Genomic DNA, 16,158 nt, shown 5'->3' with positions numbered 1-16,158 from the left:
GCTTGGCGAGCCGGCATCCCGCGCCGGCCCCGAAACTCACCGCCTCACGATCCCGCCGAGAAGAAGGTCATCCGGGAGAGAAGCGTGTAGTCCGCCTCGAGGATCATGATGCCGACGAAGACCAGCAGCACGAGCGGCGGCAGCAGGATCGCATAGCTCAGCGCCAGCCGCTCCCAGGCCATGTGCATGAAGACCGCGATGATCAGCCCGGCCTTGAGCGCCATGAAGAGCAGGATCAACGACCAGCGCAGCAGGCCGACGAGCTGGAAATAGTCGACCAGATAGGAGCAGGCGCTGAGGATGAACAGCCAGACCCAGACCACGAGATAGAGCCTGATCGGATGGTGCTGCGCCTCGCTTGGGGGAGGCGCCTGCGCCGTGGTGGGGCTCGTGGGTTGCGACATGGAGGCCTCCCTCACCAGAGATAGAACAGCGCGAAGATGAAGACCCAGACGAGATCGACGAAGTGCCAGTAGAGCCCGGTGATCTCGACGATCTCGTAGCGGCCGCGCCGGCTGGTGAAGAAGCCGCGCCGCCCGTCGTCGAAATCGCCGCGCCAGACCTTGCGGGCGATGATGATCAGGAAGATCACGCCGATCGTGACATGCGTGCCGTGGAAGCCGGTGATCATGAAGAAGCTCGAGCCGAACTGCGCGGCGCCCCAGGGGTTCTCCCAGGGACGCACCCCTTCCGAGATCAGCTTCGACCATTCGAAGGCCTGCATGCCGACGAAGGCGGCGCCCAGTAGTGCAGTCAGAAGGAGCAGGGCGGCCGTCTTGCGGCGGTCGCGCCGGTAGCCGAAGTTGACGGCCATCGCCATCGTCCCGCTGCTGCTGATCAGCACGAAGGTCATGATCGCGATCAGGATCAGCGGCAGATGGTGGCCGGCGATCTCGAGCGCGAAGACCTCGCTCGGATTGGGCCAGGGCACGGTGGTCGATATCCGGACCGTCATGTAGGCGATCAGGAAGCTGCCAAAGACAAAGGTGTCGCTGAGCAGGAAGACCCACATCATGGCCTTCCCCCAGGAAACCTCCTTGAAGGCCTGACGATCGGACGACCAGTCCGAGACGATGCCCGGCCAGCCCGCAGCAGGCCTGGCTTCGGTATGCGCAGTGGACGGCAAGACCTCGTTCATCGCTCGCCTCGCTCGCAGCCGGGAGCCGGATGATCACCAACCTGCACCCGGATCTCGTCGAAATGGCGGATCGTCCCGCCCGTAATTCACTCCGTGGTCGCACTCACGCCTAAGTCAGCAGCGCCCGGCAGATCTCGATCAGATCGTCCGTCCAGCGCATCAGCAGGGCGAACAGCACGAGCCAGACCAGAAGCAGGAAATGCCAGTAGGTGGCGCAGAGCTCGACGCTGAGCTGCAAGCGGCCCCAGGTCGCCGGTGCGCTGCCCATCGGCACGGCGAAGGCCCGCACCGTCGTCCGGCAGAGCGCAACCAGCCCGCCGAGCAGATGCAGCCCGTGGATGGCGGTGACCAGATAGAAGAAGGCGCCGGCCGGATTGGCCGCAGTGAAATAGCCGGCGGCGCCGAGCTCCCGCCAGGCCAGTAATTGACCGGCGAGAAAGGCCAGCGCCGAGACGCCGGCGGCGAGCAGGCCGGACCGGATGCCGTCGAGTTCACCGCGGCGCGCAGCGACGACGCTCGTCTGCAGCGCGATGCTGCTCAGCGCCAGCAGGCCGGTGCTGAACCACAATACAGGCGGCATCGGCAGCGGGCGCCAATCGGACATGCCCCGGCGCATTAAATAGGCGCTGATCAGCAGCGCGAACAGCGAGCCCGCCACCACGAGAAACGCCGCGAGACCGATCTTGGCGATCGGCCGGGGCGCGGGGCCCGTCCATTCCACCTCGCCGACGACGCCGACCTCCAGCCAGGGCTTGGCGGTGAGCCCCTGGCGCAGCAGCCACCAGCCGGCGAAGCCTGCCAGGAGAATCATGAAGAGGAGGATCGCGACCATGGCCGGCTCCCTAGGCGGCTCTCGGCTCGGGCGGCTGGTTCTGCGGCAGGAAGTCCTGGGCGGCGCCCGGCACGCTGTAATCATAGGCCCAGCGATAGACCACCGGCAGCTCCTTGCCCCAGTTGCCATGGGCGGGCGGCGTCTGTGGCGTCTGCCATTCGAGCGTGGTCGCGCGCCAGGGATTGCCGCCGGACGGTCGGCCTCGCTTCAGGCTCCAGATCAGGTTGAACAGGAAGATCAGCTGGACCGCGCCGACGATCAGCGCGACCACGGTGATGAAGATGTTCAGCGTCACGGTCGAGGGCGGCACGAACGCCATCGCGCCCATCTCGGGGTAGCGCCGCGGCACCCCCATCAGCCCGATATAATGCATCGGGAAGAAGATCGCGTAGGCGCCGAGGAAGGTGACCCAGAAATGCAGCTTGCCGAGCGTGTCGTCGAGCATGCGCCCGGTGATCTTCGGGTACCAGTGGTAGATCGCGCCGAAGACGACCAGGATCGGCGCTACGCCCATCACCATGTGGAAGTGCGCGACGACGAACATGGTGTCGGAGAGCGGCACGTCGACCACGACATTGCCGAGGAACAGGCCGGTGAGCCCGCCATTCACGAAGGTGACGATGAAGCCGAGCGCGAACAGCATCGGCACGGTCAGGTGGATGTCGCCTTGCCAGAGCGTCAGGATCCAGTTGTAGACCTTGATCGCGGTCGGGATGGCGATGATCAGCGTCGTCGTGGCGAAGAAGAAGCCGAAAGCCGGATGCATGCCGCTGACATACATGTGGTGGGCCCAGACCACGAAGCTCAGCGCCCCGATGGCAACCAGCGCCCAGACCATCATCCGGTAGCCGAAGATGTTCTTGCGGGCATGGGTGCTGATCAGGTCGGAGACGATGCCGAAGGCCGGCAGCGCGACGATGTAGACCTCGGGATGGCCGAAGAACCAGAACAGGTGCTGGAACAGGATCGGGCTGCCGCCCTTGTAGGCCAGCCGCTCGCCCATCGCGATGATCGAGGGCATGAAGAAGCTGGTGCCGATCAGCCGGTCGAGCAGCATCATCACGGCGCCGACGAAGAGGGCGGGGAAGGCGAGGAGCGCCATCACCGTCGCGGTGAAGATGCCCCAGATCGTCAGCGGCATGCGCATCAGCGTCATGCCACGGGTCCGCCCCTGCAGCACGGTCACGACATAGTTCAGCCCGCCCATGGTGAAGCCGATGATGAACAGCATCAGCGAGACCAGCATGATGACGATGCCCCATTCCTGGCCGGCGGTGTTGGCGAGGATCGCCTGGGGCGGATAGAGGGTCCAGCCGGCGCCGGTCGGCCCGCCCGGCGCGAAGAAGCCGGCGACGAGGACCAGCACGGCGAGAAAATAGATCCAGAAGCTCAGCATGTTGACATAGGGGAACACCATGTCGCGCGCGCCGAGCATCAGCGGGATCAGGTAGTTGCCGAAGCCGCCGAGGAAGAGCGCGGTCAGCAGATAGATCACCATGATCATGCCGTGCATGGTGATGAGCTGGTAGTAGTAGTTGGCGTCGATGAAGGAGAGCAGGCCGGGAAAGGCCAGCTGCATCCGCATCAGCCAGGACAGCACGAGCGCGACCAGCCCGATCGCCAGCGCCGTCGCCGAATACTGGATCGCGATGACCTTCGCGTCCTGGGAGAAGACATACTTCGTGATCCAGCTTTTCGGGTGGTAGAGCTCGACATCGTCATGCCCCACCGTCGGCACCGGCCCTGCCACGCCATGCGTCACGTCCGCCATCGCGACACCTTTCCGCTCCCGCCGGCTCGGCGAACCCGGTTCGGGCCCGCCCGGAGCCGCTCCTAGTTCTTCGCCTGCGTCCTCGACGGCGCCTGCAACTGGGCGAAGGTCTTCTGCTGTTGCAGCCAGGCCTGGTAGTTCTCGTCGGGCTCGACGATGACGCCGCCGCGCATGAAGGCGTGGCCGGTGCTGCAGAGCTCGGCGCACAGCGCCTCGAAGGTGCCAGGCCGGGTCGGGGTCAGCCAGTAATAGGTGACGACGCCCGGGATCATGTCCATCTTGGCGCGAAACTCCGGAACGTAGAAATTGTGCAGCACGTCGAGCGAGCGCAGCAGCAGCTTGACCGGCTTGCCGATCGGCAGATGCAGCTGGTCGCCCTGGATGATGACGTCATCCTGCCCATGCGGATCGTTCGGCGCGATCCCCAGCGGGTTCTCCGTGGTGACATGGGCGATATCTGTGGCGCCGAGCTTTCCGTCCGCGCCCGGCAGCCGGTAGCTCCACTGCCATTGCTGGCCGACGACCTCGACCGTCGCGGCATCGGCGGGCACCGTGACGAAGCGATGCCAGACCACGAGGCCGGGCGCGAGCATGGCTGCGACGCCGATGCCGGTGCCGATCGCAAGCCACCATTCGAGCCGCTTGTTCTCGGGCTCATAAGCGGCGCGATTGCCTTCGCGATGGCGGAAGCGGATCACGCAATAGGCCATGAACAGCACGACGGCCGCGAAGACCGCGCCGGTGATCCAGAAGGTGATGATCAGGGTCTGGTCGATATAGCCCCAATTGGAGGCGATCGGCGTCCACCACCACGGGCTCACGAAGTGGAAGACCACCGAGCCAATCACAACCAGAATCAGTGCGATCGCGATAGCCATCTCTGTCATCCTTGCCGGGGCGTCGATGAACAGGACCACTGGTCGTCGCGGCGCCGGGCCGCGTCGCGACGTTAGAAAAGCAAGCTACAGTCAGGCGCGAAAATCGTGACGGGCCCCGCGGCGCGCGCGGGGGCGTCGAAGAAGGTGCAGGGGACGGCGAAGCAAGGCTCGGCGCAGGAAGGCCACGGGGCGCATGCTCGGTCGAGCGCGCCCTTGCGTTTCGAACGTTGCCTTCTCCTAGCCATGGCCGAACCTCGGCTCTGCCGGCGACCGAATTGGCGCAAAGCACTCGCTTGCTGCAAGGCATTCAGGCCTTGCGCTCATGGTCGTGCATTGTTGTCGTCCTGCACGCGAGCGTTGTCAAATCGGAAAAGTCAGCCGCGCGGCGCACTGGACGTTTCGATCGCTCAGCAGAAGGCGCGTCGATTTCTTTCAGGTGTCGGGCGAATGCTTGGGAGGTATGCGCTGTCGCCGCCCTGGCCTCGCCGAACCGGTCAGTGCCGGGCCGGTGAGACGAAGCGCCCGCTCCCTGGAGCGGCCAGCACGTCCTTGCCGTCGAAGATCAGCTCGCCGCGCAGGAAGGTCGCGACGGGCCGGTAGGGCAGCTCGATCCCCTCATAGGGGCTCCAGCCGACGAAGTTGTGCCCGCTGAGTGCCGGATCGTAGCGGCGCGGATCATGCGCCATCACCGTGATGTCGGCATCGCGCCCGAGCGCGAGCGCGCCCTTGGCCTGGCCGATGCGGAAGAGCCGGGCCGGGTTGGCGGCGAGCAGCCTGGCCGCCCAGCTGATCGGCAGCTCCCGCTCGACCAGCCCCTTGATCAGCAGTTGATAGAGCGCTTCCAGCCCGGGCACGCCCGAGGCGTTCCGCGCCATCACCGGATCGTTCTTGCGGTCTTCGGACCAGGAGACATGGTCGGTCGAGACGATGGTGACATGGCCGGCGGCGAGATGCTGCCAGAGCCGTTCCACCTCGCTGCGCGAGCGGATCGGTGGGTTGATCTTGGCCTTCCCGACCAGCCGGGAGACGTCGTTCTCCTCGTCGAGCACGAGATAATGCACGCAGGCCTCGATCGTCGTGTCGAAGCCGTTGCGGCGATAGTTCTCGCAGAGCTCGTAGCCGCGCCCGATCGAGCAGTGCACGATGTGGCCGGAGCAGCCGGTCGCCGCCGCGATCTCGTAGACCTCTGCCGTGGCCAGAGCTTCGGCGAGCGGCGGCCGGGCGAGCCCATGGGCGCGATAATCGGTGATGCCGGCCTGCGCGACGCGGGCCTCGGCGTCGCGGATCATCTCGTCGTTCTCGTTGTGTACGCCGGCGATCAGCCCGTGCCGGGCGATCTCCGCGAAGCAGGCCTGCAGGGTCTGCGGCGGAATCCGCGGAAACCGCTGCGGATGCGTGCCGAAGGTCGAGAACTTGAAGCCGGCAGCGCCGGCCGCGACCATCTCGCCGATCCGGGCCGGCCCTTCCTGCGGGTCGACGGTGCCGTAGAGCGCGAAGTCGACGCGCGCTTGCTCGCCGGCCTCGGCCGCCTTGGTCTTGAGCTTCTCGGCCGTGCAGATCAGGTTGCCGTCATCATAGGGCATGTCGACGATGGTGGTGACGCCGCCGGCCGCCGCCGAGCGCGTCGACCAGAGGAAATCCTCCTGGCCCTTCTGCGAACGGGAATGGACCTGCGCATCAATGGCTCCCGGCAGGACGAAGGCATTCCCGAAATCATGACGCGTCTTGGCGGAGGGCGGCGTTCCCTCGCCGACCCGCTCGACGCGGCCGGCGCGAACAGCGACATAGCCGTTCTCGCGGACGCGGTCGGTGCCGACGATGCGGCCGGTGATCACCAGATCGAAATCGCTCATCGAAACCTGCCCGCAGTTCCAGTCTTCAGATGCCGAGAAACGCCGCCCGGATGGCGTCGTCGTCGATCAGATTGCTCGAGCGGTCCTCACGCACCGTCTGGCCCTTTTCAAGAACATAGGCCCGGTGCGAGACGCGTAGCGCCTGGCGCGCGTTCTGCTCGACCAGCAGGATCGCGGTGCCGGTCTCGTTGACCCGCTTCAGCAGCTGGAACATCTCTGCCACCAGCTTCGGCGCGAGGCCGAGCGAGGGCTCGTCGAGGATCAGCAGGCGCGGCTTGCTCATCAGCGCGCGGGCGATCGCCAGCATCTGCTGCTCGCCGCCGCTCATCAGCCCGCCGAGCTGGTTGCGTCGCTCGGCGAGACGCGGGAACAGGGCGAACATCTCCTCGATCGCCTCGCGCCGGCGGGCTGGGTCGCGCTGCGTGTAGCCGCCCATCAGCAGGTTCTCGAGCACGCTCATCTGCGGCATGATCAGCCGGCCCTCAGGGCAGAGCGCCACGCCGCGCGGCACCATCTCGTGGCACTCGGCACGGGTCACGTCCTGCCCTTCGAAGCGGATCGATCCACCCTGCGGCTGCAGGGCGCCGGCGATCATCCGCACGGTGGTCGACTTGCCAGCGCCATTGGCCCCGAGCAGGGCGACGATCTCGCCCTCCGCGACGGTCAGGCTGACATCGCTGACCGCGACGGCGCCGGCATAGGCATAATGGAGCTTGGCGACCTCGAGCATGGGGTCAGCCCAGGACCCAGGGCGGCGGGCAGCCGCCTTCGCGGGCGAACTCGTCCCAGATGTCGCAGGCCTCGACCAGCGTCGGGCCGCCGCAAGGCAGCATCACATAGGAGACGCCCTCGGCGATCTTCTCGGCGGGAGCGTCGAGCGCGGTGGCGCGCTTCAGGTGGAAGCGCATGCCGGCCCGGCATTTGCGCGCGGCATGGGCGACGACGAGCGCGATCTCGGCGATCTGCTCGGGGATCTCGCCTCGCGCCACCTCGACCATGCTGGCGTAACGGGCATCGGCCTCCTCGGGCGAGATCCACTTCGACCAGCTCTTGGAGAAATCCATCGCCGGGTAGGCCTCGGCGACGCCGGCCAGCGCCATGCAGTCATGGATCTGGGCGCGGCTCAGGCCCGATTCCTCGGCGCGCGGCATGTGGATGTCGCCATAGGCCTCGCGCGCCGAGGTCAGCAGCACCAGCCAGACCACCTCGCGCTCGAAATAGGTGAAGGAGCGCTCGAGCAGAGTCAGCTCGCGATAATAGTTGTCATACGCTCCCATCAGATCGGGATCGTAGGTGCAGAGCATGCGGTGATAGGCCAGCAGGTAGCCGCGCGCGTCGAGCGCCTTGGCCAGCGCGGCGGCGCCATTGGCGGCGCGCTCCTGCGGCGTCAGTTCCTTCCTCTTGATGAACGTCATTCCTCGGTTCCCAGATAAGCGGCGATGACGCGCGGATCGCGCGCGATCGCCTGAGGCGCGCCTTGCGCGATCAATGCGCCGGCTTCCAGCACGAGCACGGTGTCGGAGATCTCCATCACCGCCGGCATGTCGTGCTCGACCAGCACGACGGTGGCACCGGCATCGCGGGCCCGGCGCAGGATCGCGACCATTTCGGCGGTTTCGGTCGGGTTGAGTCCGGCGCAGGGCTCGTCCGCCAGCAGCAGCGACGGGCGGGCGGCCAGCGCGCGTGCGACTTCGAGCCGGCGCAATTGCCCGACGGTGAGCTCGCGCGCCTCGCGGTCATGCAGTTCGGCGAGCCCGGCGAGCTGCATCGCCGATTGCGTCACCGCCTCGACATCGCGCGGCCCGGCCCGGCCGAAGAGCGCGCCGATGCGGACATTCTCGGTGACCGACATGCCCGGAAACGGCTTGGCGATCTGGAAGGCGCGGGCCACCCCGAGATGGGCGACGTCGACCGGCGAGGCGCCGGCGATGTCACGCCCCTCGAAGAGGATCGTGCCGCTGTCGGGGCGGAAATAGCCGGTGACCAAGTTGAAGAAGGTCGACTTGCCGGCGCCGTTGGGGCCGATCAGGCTGCAGATCGAGCCACGCGGCACCTCGAAGCTGACATCCCGCACCGCCTTCAGGCCACGGAAGGACTTGCTGACGCCGCGGACGGCGAGGATCACATCCGCGCTCATCGTCCCGCCTCCCGCTTTTGCCGCTTCAGGCGCAGCCTGTAGGCGTCGTAGATGCCGTAGAGCCCGTTCGGCGCGGCGAGCACCAGGATCGCGAGCAAGAGACCGGTGATGAACATGTGGATGTCGAGCAGGTCGCCGAGCAGGACCTGGGTGACATAGGTCATCACGCCGGCGCCGACGATCGGGCCGATGATCGTGCCCATGCCGCCGAGCAGGGAGTAGACGATGACGTTGAGGTTGAACTCGTTGCGGAACACCGAGTTGGCGGTGATGTAGCCGAGGTTGTGGGCATAGATCACGCCCATCATCGCGGTCAGCATCGCCGAGATCACGAAGGCCGAGATCTTGTACGGCGCGGTCGGCACACCCAGCATGCGGGCGGTGTCCTCGTCCTCGCGGATCGCCAGCAGGCCGTAGCCCAGCTTGGAATGGCGCACGCAGATCGCGATCAGGATGATGGCGGTCGCGGCCAGCAGCAGCGCCCAATAGTAGAACCGCTCGGGCCGGACGTCCTTGGGCACGATATCGAGAAGGTTGACGCCGAGCGCGCCGCGCAGGGCGTCGATATTGCTGACGAGCTCGTAGCAGACCTGGCTGACGCCAAGCATGGCGATCGCGAAATAGATGCCGCGCAGGCGCAGGATCGGCCAGGCGATCACCAGCGCCAGCAGCCCGTTCAGCAGCATCGCCGCGAGCAGGGCGACCGTGAAGGCGCCGGCCGGCGACCAGCCCGGCAGGGCAAGCTCGATCAGCGCGGCGACGAAGGCACCGGTGCCGACGAAGGCGGCGTTGCCGAAGCTCCAGTAACCGGAGAAGCCGCCGAGCACCGTCCAGGCGACCGCGAGCCCGGCCGCGAGGACGAAGAGCTGGCCGACGCGGACGCCATAGGGCGAGAGGAAGGCGGGCAGCAGGGCGAACAGGAGGGCGCCGGCGAGGGTGATCGCGATCGACACCCAGGCCGAACGGCCGGAGACGAAGAGTTTCATCGCGAGCCCTTGAAGCTGTTGCCGAGCAGGCCGGCCGGACGCACCACGAGCATCAGCACGAGCAGCAGGAACATCATGGCGTTGGGGAAAGCGGCGCCGATGAGCTGGGCGGTCATGGTGTTGACGACGCCGAGGATCAGCCCGCCGACCAGGGCGCCCGCCGGACTGCCGATGCCGCCCAGGGTCACGACCACGAAGGCATTGACCGTCCAGAGCGTCTCGTCCGGAGGCGAGAAAGGCATGACGAGGCCGATCGCGACACCGGCCGCGCCGGCGAAGGCGGCCGAGAGCCCGCTGGTCAGTGCGAAGACATGGCGGATATTGACCCCGCACAGCGCCGCCGCCTGCTCCTGCTGCGCCGTGGCGCGGATCGTGCGGCCGATATTGCTGTAGCGCAGGGTCGCGGCGAGGGCGGCGAGCAGCACGATGCTGACGAGGAGAGCTGCGACGCGGGTCAGCCCGACCGTGACCTCGCCGAAGCTCAGCGAGTCGAAGGCATAGGCCGGCGTCACGCTCTTGAAGTCGGGCGAATAGATCAGCACCAGCGCGTTGCGGATCATCAGCGCGAAGCCATAGGTCAGCAGCATCGAGGCGAGCAGGCTCGCCCGCTTGGTCGCCCACTGGATCACCGAGCGCTGGAAGGCGTAGCCGAGGCAGAACATGCCGAGCATGATCACCGGCAGCGCCAGCAGAGGATCGAGCCCGAGCTTCTCGTGCAGGGTATAGGCGGCATAGCCGCCGATCAGGACGAAGGCGCCGTGGCTGAGGTTCACGACGCCGAGCACGCCGAAGAGCAGCGAGAAGCCGACGGCCGAAAGGGAGAACAGCCCCCCGAGAACGAGGCCGTCGACAAGGGTTTGCATGGTCATGCGATCAGGCCTAGCCGCGACGCTTTTCGGCCCATTTCGGGGCGGGGAAGACGGGAGCGGCAGTGCGCGAGGCTTCCGGGAACACGACTTCCGCCGTGCCCTTCAATACCTGGCCGACCGTCGAGCCGAGATGGACCGGGTCGCCATCGCCCTCGGGGGTGAACTTGATGCGGCCATACAGCGACTCCACGTCGAGCGTGGCGAGCTTGTCGCGGACCTTGGCCGGATCGAGCGAGTTGGCGGCCTTCATCGCATGGACATAGGCGACGATGCAGGCCGCGCCCGAGGCGGTGTGATAGGCGATGTCGCGCTTGAAGTGCTGGCGGTAATAGTCCGCGAATTTCTGGGCCGAGCCGAAGAACGCATCCTTGTAGGGCGAACGCTCATCCCAGAACTGCTGGAAGTAGAGCCCTTCCGAGTACCCGCCGAGCGCGTCGCGGAAGCTCTTCAGCTGCGGGCCGAGCGAGAGATAGAGCAGCGGCACGTCGACATTCGAGGAGATCAGCTGGCGGGCGATCAGCAGCGAGTTCTGGTCGTGCGTCGTGGCGAGCAGCACGTCCGGCTTCTTGCTGCGGATCTGGTTCACCAGGCTGGACGCGTCGGTGATGTTCTCCGGCAGCGTCACGATGTCGTTGATCGGCAGGCCCTTCTCCTTGCCGAAGGCGATGGCCCCCTCGGCAAGCGTCTTCGAGAAGGCGTCGTTGGCCATGGCGAACATGATCGACTTCGGCGCCGGCTGGAGCACCTTAAAATACTCGATCGTGTTGTAGAGCTGGCGCGAGGCGCGCGGGAACATGCAGAAGATGTTCTTGTAGCCCTGGGTGTAGATCTGGTCGGACGCGCCGCCGGTCTGCATCATCGGCTTGCCGGCGCGCTCGACGATCGCCGCGGTCGGCAGCACGATATTGCTGCCGAAGGAGCCGAGGAAGAACTGCACGCCGTCGTCGAGATGGCGCTGGATCAGGGTCGAGGCGCGGGCCGGGTCGGAGGCGTCGTCGAACAGGCGGACGTCGATCTTGTAGCGCTTGCCGTCGATCTCGATGCCGTTCAGCTGCTCGTTGAAGAATTTCTGTGCGGCGAGATAGCCGTTGTTGACGTTGAGCCCGGTTTCGGCGGCGCGGCCGGAGAGCGGCACGGAGCCGCCGATCACGATGGTCTCGGTGGCCTGCGCCTGCGCGCCGCGCCCGATCGCGGGCAGCGCAACCGCCGCGCCCATCGACTTCAGAACCGTCCTGCGGTCGAGCTTCACATTCCCCTCCATCGGCTTTTCGCCTTTGCGGTGCAGGCGCGGTGCGGCTGCACTTCCCGTCATCATGGAACGAGCCCCCGCCGGCCCTTCGCTGGGAGCCGGTCGCCCGGTTCCACCCCGGTGACGCAGGGAGAATTTCCTGCCGTGGCTAAGGAATAAAGATTGTTTGTCGCATTGGATTTATGCAAAATCGACATTAATGGACATGCTTCAAGCCTACCGGGCCTTCCTGCGCGTTGCCGAGACCGGCAGCTTCAGCCGCGCCGCGGAGGAGATGAGGCAGCAGCAGTCGCAGGTCAGCCGGCTGGTGGCAGGGCTGGAATCGCAGCTCGGCGTCCAACTGCTGCGACGCACGACGCGTTCGGTCACGGTCACCGAGGAGGGCGAGCGCTACCGGCTGCGGCTCGCCTCGATCCTGCACGCGCTCGATGAATGCGAGGGGGAGTTGCGCGGCCGCGGTCGCGAGCCCAGCGGCCTGATCCGCGTCGCCTGTCCGACAACGCTGGGACGCGTTCTCCTGGTGCCGATCGTCAGCGAGTTCCTGAAGCTCTACACCAAGGTTCGTGTCGAGCTCCTGATGAACAACAACCTGGTCAATCTCGCGGCCGACGGCATCGACGTCGCGGTCCGGGTCGGCCGGCAGCCGGTCAACGATCACCCGTCGCGCAAGATCGGCATCGTCGAGCAGCTCGTCGTCGCCAGCCCCGCCTATCTGGCGGGTGTCGATCCGATCACCGAGCCGGAGCACCTGCTCGGCAAGAACTGCTTCTGCTTCTCCACCAATGCCGGCACGCAGAGCTGGTCGTTCTCACGCGGCGATGTCGCCAGGCTGGTGAATGTCGAGGGCGATTTCATCGCCAACGACGCCGACGTCCTGATGCAGCGCTGCATGGCCGGCCTGGGCGTGGCGATGCTGCCGCGCTGGCTGGCCTGGGCGCCGGTCGCCGAAGGCAAGCTCCAGCGGCTGATCCCGGAATGGACCAACCATTCCATGGCGCTCAGCATCGTCTCGGTGAACCGCAATTATCGACCGAAACGGGTCTCGGTCTTCCTCGGCTTTCTCGAGATGCACCTCAAGCCGTTCCTGGTCTCGCCGCCGAGCGCGGGCGATCGCCGGGACTGACGGCGTCCTGGCAGGTCACGCGCAGCGGGAGCCTTCGAGCGGCCGGGCATCGCGACGGCACAGGTGGCTTCAGAGCATGCCGGCAAGCTCCGGCAACATGGCCTGCTTGCCGCCTTGCTCGACGCCCTGCGCCAGCGTTTCCCGCACCGCTTCGGCGACGCCATGGGCGGCGCCGGCATCCTGCGCCATCTGGGTGTAGTAGCCGAGATCCTTCAGCGCATTGGAGATCGAGAACTGCAGGCCGGAGGAATCGTTCGCGAGCAGGAAGGGCTTGAGCCGCTCCAGCGCCGCGCCGGCGCCGCCGCCGCTCGCCAGCACATCGACGAAGACGTCGAGCGAGACCTCCGATCGCCTTGCACAGGCCGAAGCCTCGGCGAGCAGGGTGACGAAGCCGAGCGAGACGTAGTTGTGCAAGAGCTTCATGCGATGGCCAGCGCCGAGCGGGCCGGCATGGGTGATGTTCTCGGCGAAGCAGGCGAGCACCGGGCGCACCTCCTCCAGCGTCTCGGCGGGGCCGCCGACCAGGAGGTTGAGCTTGCCTTCATGGGCGTGCTTGGCGGTCCGGGTCATCGGTGCGTCGATGAAGCGTCCGCCCGCCTTCTCGACGAGCGCGGCCATCTTCTTGGTCGATTCAGGCACCGAGGTCGAGCAATCGACGACGATGGCACCCGGGCGCAGCCCTTCGAGCAGGCCGGACGGACCGCTCAGAACGGCCTCGACCTCGGCCGATCCGGTGACGCAGAGGATGACGATCTCGGCTTCGCGGGCGACGTCGGCCGCGGTCTTCCGGGTCGCGGCGCCGCCGGCCAGGAGCTCGTCGAGCGGCTGGTTGCCGGGATGCTCCATCACCGTCAGCGAATAGCCCTTCTTGAGGATGTTCCTGGCGATGCCGTGGCCCATCAGGCCAACGCCGATGACACCGATCTTGCTGGGCATGGTCGTGCTTCTTTCCTGCTTATGAACGTGATGGCGCCCTTTCCGGGTGCCAGAATTGGTGCTGAGGCCGGGGTTCAGGCGGTTCGGCGATTCGCTTCCTCGAGCAGGCGAACGCAGGCGAGCAGCGTGCGGTTGGCCGGGACGCTCAGCCCGAATTTCTCGGCCGTCCGGACGACATAGCCGTTGAGATGCTCGATCTCGGTCTTCTTGCGGCGCTGCAGGTCCTGAGCGGTCGAGGAGAACTGGCTGGGCATCGCGGCGGCGAGGCCCATCACGGTGCCGATCAGATTGTCGGGGAGGCTGATCCCGGCCACCTGCGCCACGGCGCGGCATTCCTTGACCACTTCGGTCATGACCTCGGCCACGCCGTTCACCGAGACCATCGGCCCATAGGGCAGCTGCCCGATCGCGCACAGCGCGTTATAGGCGCAATTGACCGTCAGCTTGGTCCAGAGCACGGCCGCGACATTCTCCGAGACGTCGGTCGGAATGCCCGCCTGCGCGAAGGTCCGGGCGAGTTCGGCACTCGCCGGCCCGGTGCCGATCACCAGTTCGCCGCGGCCATTGTGCCTGACCTTGCCGGCCGCGACCGTCTCGACCGCGACATAGACCGCGGCAGGGATGACGGCACGGCCGAAGACCGCTTCGAGGCGCTCGGCATTGTCGACGCCGTTCTGCAGGCTCAGGATTCGCGAGTCGGATTTCAGGTAAGGCGCGATCGCCTCCGCGGCCGCGACGGTGTCGTCGGACTTCACCGAAATCAGCACGAGATCGGCGTCGGCGACGCCGGAAGGCTCGGTCGTCGCCTGGACCGGCGCCCGGTGCGTCTCTCCGGCCTTGAGCAGGATGACGCCGTTCGACGCCATGGCAGTGGCATGGGCCTGCCGGCCGATCATCGTCACGGGATGACCGGCCAGGGCCAGCATCGCGCCGTAATAGCAGCCGACGGCGCCGGCACCCATGACCGCGATCTTCATCGATCTCTCCACATAAGGGCTTCCGCGGACACAGCCCGCCAAGATTGCGCTGGCCGGGACCGGGTTCCGTCGGCATGGCGCAGAGCGCCGCCGCGCTTCGCCATGCTACTACGACATGTCGCCAGGTGGGACCATCCATCTGTCCCTTCATTGCCCGCAGGACGGGGGCGGCCTTCGCGCATGCTCCCCGCAGCGCTCTCGCGGGGCGGTGGCGGTCCCCTGCGAAAGCGGCATAATGCCGGCCTCGCCGCCGACAGGGCCTGCCCGATGACGATCCGCGTTCCCGTTCAGAGACTGTGCTCCCGCGGCTGGGTGGAGCAGGCCATTGCCGCGCTCGACGCCGATCAGCATCGTTCGGCCGACACCCATCTCTTCAAGCTCGAATGCCCGAAACTCGCTGGCATCGACATCTATCTGAAGGACGAGTCGACCCATCCGACCGGCAGCCTCAAGCACCGCCTGGCACGCTCGCTCTTCCTCTACGCCCTCTGCAACGGCCAGATCCGCGAGGGCACGCCGGTGGTCGAGGCCTCGTCCGGTTCGACGGCGGTGTCGGAGGCCTATTTCGCCCGCATGATCGGCGTGCCGTTCTATGCGGTGATGCCGAGAACGACATCGCGCGAGAAGGTCGTGGCGATCGAGCACTATGGCGGGACCTGCCATTTCATCGACGATGGCAGCACGCTCTACGCCGAGGCCGCGGCGCTCGCCCGCAGCCTCGGCGGCCACTACATGGACCAGTTCACCTTCGCCGAGCGGGCGACCGACTGGCGCGGCAACAACAACATCGCCGAGGCGATCTTCCGCCAGATGGAACGCGAGCCGCATCCCGTACCGGCCTGGATGGTGATGAGCGCCGGGACCGGCGGCACCTCGGCGACGCTCGGCCGCTATCTCCGCTACAAGCGGCATGCCACCCGGCTCTGCGTCGCCGATGTCGAGCAGTCCGCCTTCTTCGACGGTTACCGGACGGCCGATCCCGAATGCCGCTGCGAGCGCGCCTCGCTGATCGAAGGCGTCGGTCGGCCGCGCGTCGAGCCCTCCTTCGTGCCCGGCGTCATCGACCGGATGGTCAGGATTCCCGATGCGGCCTCGATCGCGGCGATGAACGTGCTGTCGCGGCGGCTCGGGCGGCGCGTCGGCGGCTCGACCGGCACCAATTTCTTCGCCCTGTGCTGGCTTGCGGCGGAGATGAAGGCGACAGGCCGGAAGGGCTCGCTGGTGACGCTGATCTGCGATTCCGGCGAGCGCTATCTCAAGACCTATTACGATCCGGCCTGGCTCGCCGAGAAGGGGTTGGACCCTGCGCCCTATGAAACCCTGGTCGAAGCCGTGCTGGCCGGCGATGGCTTCGATCTTCCGCTAGAAGAGGCCTGAGAGCGACCGCACCAGCGCGGCGGGGCGGCCTT

Annotated in this window: 16 protein-coding genes; 2 read left to right on the top strand and 14 right to left on the bottom strand. The window is 66.7% G+C overall.

Annotated elements, in window-relative coordinates:
• Positions 1 to 44: 44 nt before the first annotated feature.
• The 12 genes from AC1REK_RS24655 to AC1REK_RS24600 all read right to left on the bottom strand — a co-directional run bounded on the left by AC1REK_RS24655 (position 45) and on the right by AC1REK_RS24600 (position 11,779).
• A complete protein-coding gene (locus AC1REK_RS24655) occupies positions 45 to 404 on the bottom strand; it encodes a cytochrome C oxidase subunit IV family protein (protein ID WP_492269580.1) in 360 nt (119 codons plus the stop codon).
• A gap of 11 nt (positions 405 to 415) precedes the next feature.
• Positions 416 to 1,138: a heme-copper oxidase subunit III family protein gene (locus AC1REK_RS24650; protein ID WP_492269581.1), complete on the bottom strand. Its 723-nt coding sequence runs from the start codon at positions 1,136 to 1,138 to the stop codon at positions 416 to 418.
• A gap of 109 nt (positions 1,139 to 1,247) precedes the next feature.
• Positions 1,248 to 1,970 (bottom strand): cytochrome c oxidase subunit 3, encoded by a 723-nt coding sequence (locus AC1REK_RS24645; RefSeq protein ID WP_492269582.1) that lies wholly within the window; start codon positions 1,968 to 1,970, stop codon positions 1,248 to 1,250.
• A 10-nt stretch (positions 1,971 to 1,980) separates the two neighbouring features.
• Positions 1,981 to 3,741: a cbb3-type cytochrome c oxidase subunit I gene (locus AC1REK_RS24640; protein ID WP_492269583.1), complete on the bottom strand. Its 1,761-nt coding sequence runs from the start codon at positions 3,739 to 3,741 to the stop codon at positions 1,981 to 1,983.
• 62 nt (positions 3,742 to 3,803) lie between these two features.
• Positions 3,804 to 4,619 carry a cytochrome c oxidase subunit II gene (locus AC1REK_RS24635; protein WP_327522225.1) on the bottom strand — a complete coding sequence of 272 codons (816 nt, stop codon included), beginning with the start codon at positions 4,617 to 4,619 and terminating at the stop codon, positions 3,804 to 3,806.
• A gap of 494 nt (positions 4,620 to 5,113) precedes the next feature.
• Positions 5,114 to 6,472 carry a hydantoin-5-propionate amidohydrolase gene (gene ertD, locus AC1REK_RS24630; protein WP_492269584.1) on the bottom strand — a complete coding sequence of 453 codons (1,359 nt, stop codon included), beginning with the start codon at positions 6,470 to 6,472 and terminating at the stop codon, positions 5,114 to 5,116.
• A 25-nt stretch (positions 6,473 to 6,497) separates the two neighbouring features.
• Positions 6,498 to 7,202 (bottom strand): ABC transporter ATP-binding protein, encoded by a 705-nt coding sequence (locus AC1REK_RS24625; protein WP_066475673.1) that lies wholly within the window; start codon positions 7,200 to 7,202, stop codon positions 6,498 to 6,500.
• A gap of 4 nt (positions 7,203 to 7,206) precedes the next feature.
• Positions 7,207 to 7,887 carry a carboxymuconolactone decarboxylase family protein gene (locus tag AC1REK_RS24620; RefSeq protein WP_492269585.1) on the bottom strand — a complete coding sequence of 227 codons (681 nt, stop codon included), beginning with the start codon at positions 7,885 to 7,887 and terminating at the stop codon, positions 7,207 to 7,209.
• Positions 7,884 to 8,609, bottom strand: a complete 726-nt coding sequence (locus AC1REK_RS24615; protein ID WP_316016399.1) for an ABC transporter ATP-binding protein — start codon at positions 8,607 to 8,609, stop codon at positions 7,884 to 7,886. Before AC1REK_RS24615 ends, AC1REK_RS24620 begins: the two co-directional genes overlap by 4 nt.
• Positions 8,606 to 9,595, bottom strand: coding sequence for a branched-chain amino acid ABC transporter permease (locus AC1REK_RS24610; RefSeq protein WP_327522222.1), 990 nt, complete (start codon positions 9,593 to 9,595; stop codon positions 8,606 to 8,608). The genes AC1REK_RS24615 and AC1REK_RS24610 overlap by 4 nt, the downstream gene beginning before the upstream one ends.
• Positions 9,592 to 10,464, bottom strand: a complete 873-nt coding sequence (locus AC1REK_RS24605) for a branched-chain amino acid ABC transporter permease (protein ID WP_316016397.1) — start codon at positions 10,462 to 10,464, stop codon at positions 9,592 to 9,594. The genes AC1REK_RS24610 and AC1REK_RS24605 overlap by 4 nt, the downstream gene beginning before the upstream one ends.
• 10 nt (positions 10,465 to 10,474) lie before the next feature.
• Complete coding sequence (locus AC1REK_RS24600) at positions 10,475 to 11,779, bottom strand: amino acid ABC transporter substrate-binding protein (RefSeq protein WP_492269586.1); 1,305 nt, start codon at positions 11,777 to 11,779, stop codon at positions 10,475 to 10,477.
• Between the two features lie 133 nt (positions 11,780 to 11,912).
• On the opposite strand from AC1REK_RS24600, the gene AC1REK_RS24595 reads away from it, so the two are divergent.
• The gene (locus tag AC1REK_RS24595; RefSeq protein WP_492269587.1) at positions 11,913 to 12,836 is read left to right on the top strand and encodes a LysR family transcriptional regulator; all 924 of its coding nucleotides are present in this window, start codon (positions 11,913 to 11,915) and stop codon (positions 12,834 to 12,836) included.
• A 69-nt stretch (positions 12,837 to 12,905) separates the two neighbouring features.
• Here AC1REK_RS24595 and AC1REK_RS24590 read toward each other — a convergent pair whose 3' ends face one another.
• Together AC1REK_RS24590 and AC1REK_RS24585 are read right to left on the bottom strand one after the other, a co-directional pair.
• Positions 12,906 to 13,772 (bottom strand): NAD(P)-dependent oxidoreductase, encoded by an 867-nt coding sequence (locus AC1REK_RS24590; RefSeq protein ID WP_327522221.1) that lies wholly within the window; start codon positions 13,770 to 13,772, stop codon positions 12,906 to 12,908.
• Positions 13,773 to 13,846: 74 nt separating this feature from the next.
• Positions 13,847 to 14,749: a ketopantoate reductase family protein gene (locus AC1REK_RS24585; protein WP_492269588.1), complete on the bottom strand. Its 903-nt coding sequence runs from the start codon at positions 14,747 to 14,749 to the stop codon at positions 13,847 to 13,849.
• Positions 14,750 to 15,016: 267 nt separating this feature from the next.
• On the opposite strand from AC1REK_RS24585, the gene AC1REK_RS24580 reads away from it, so the two are divergent.
• Positions 15,017 to 16,126 carry a PLP-dependent cysteine synthase family protein gene (locus tag AC1REK_RS24580; RefSeq protein WP_492269589.1) on the top strand — a complete coding sequence of 370 codons (1,110 nt, stop codon included), beginning with the start codon at positions 15,017 to 15,019 and terminating at the stop codon, positions 16,124 to 16,126.
• Positions 16,127 to 16,158: the final 32 nt, after the last annotated feature.

Source organism: Allobosea sp. GW823-FHT02B03 (assembly GCF_058797755.1).
The sequence above is the reverse complement of the archived record's forward strand: the minus strand, read 5'-3'. Positions and strand labels throughout refer to the sequence as shown.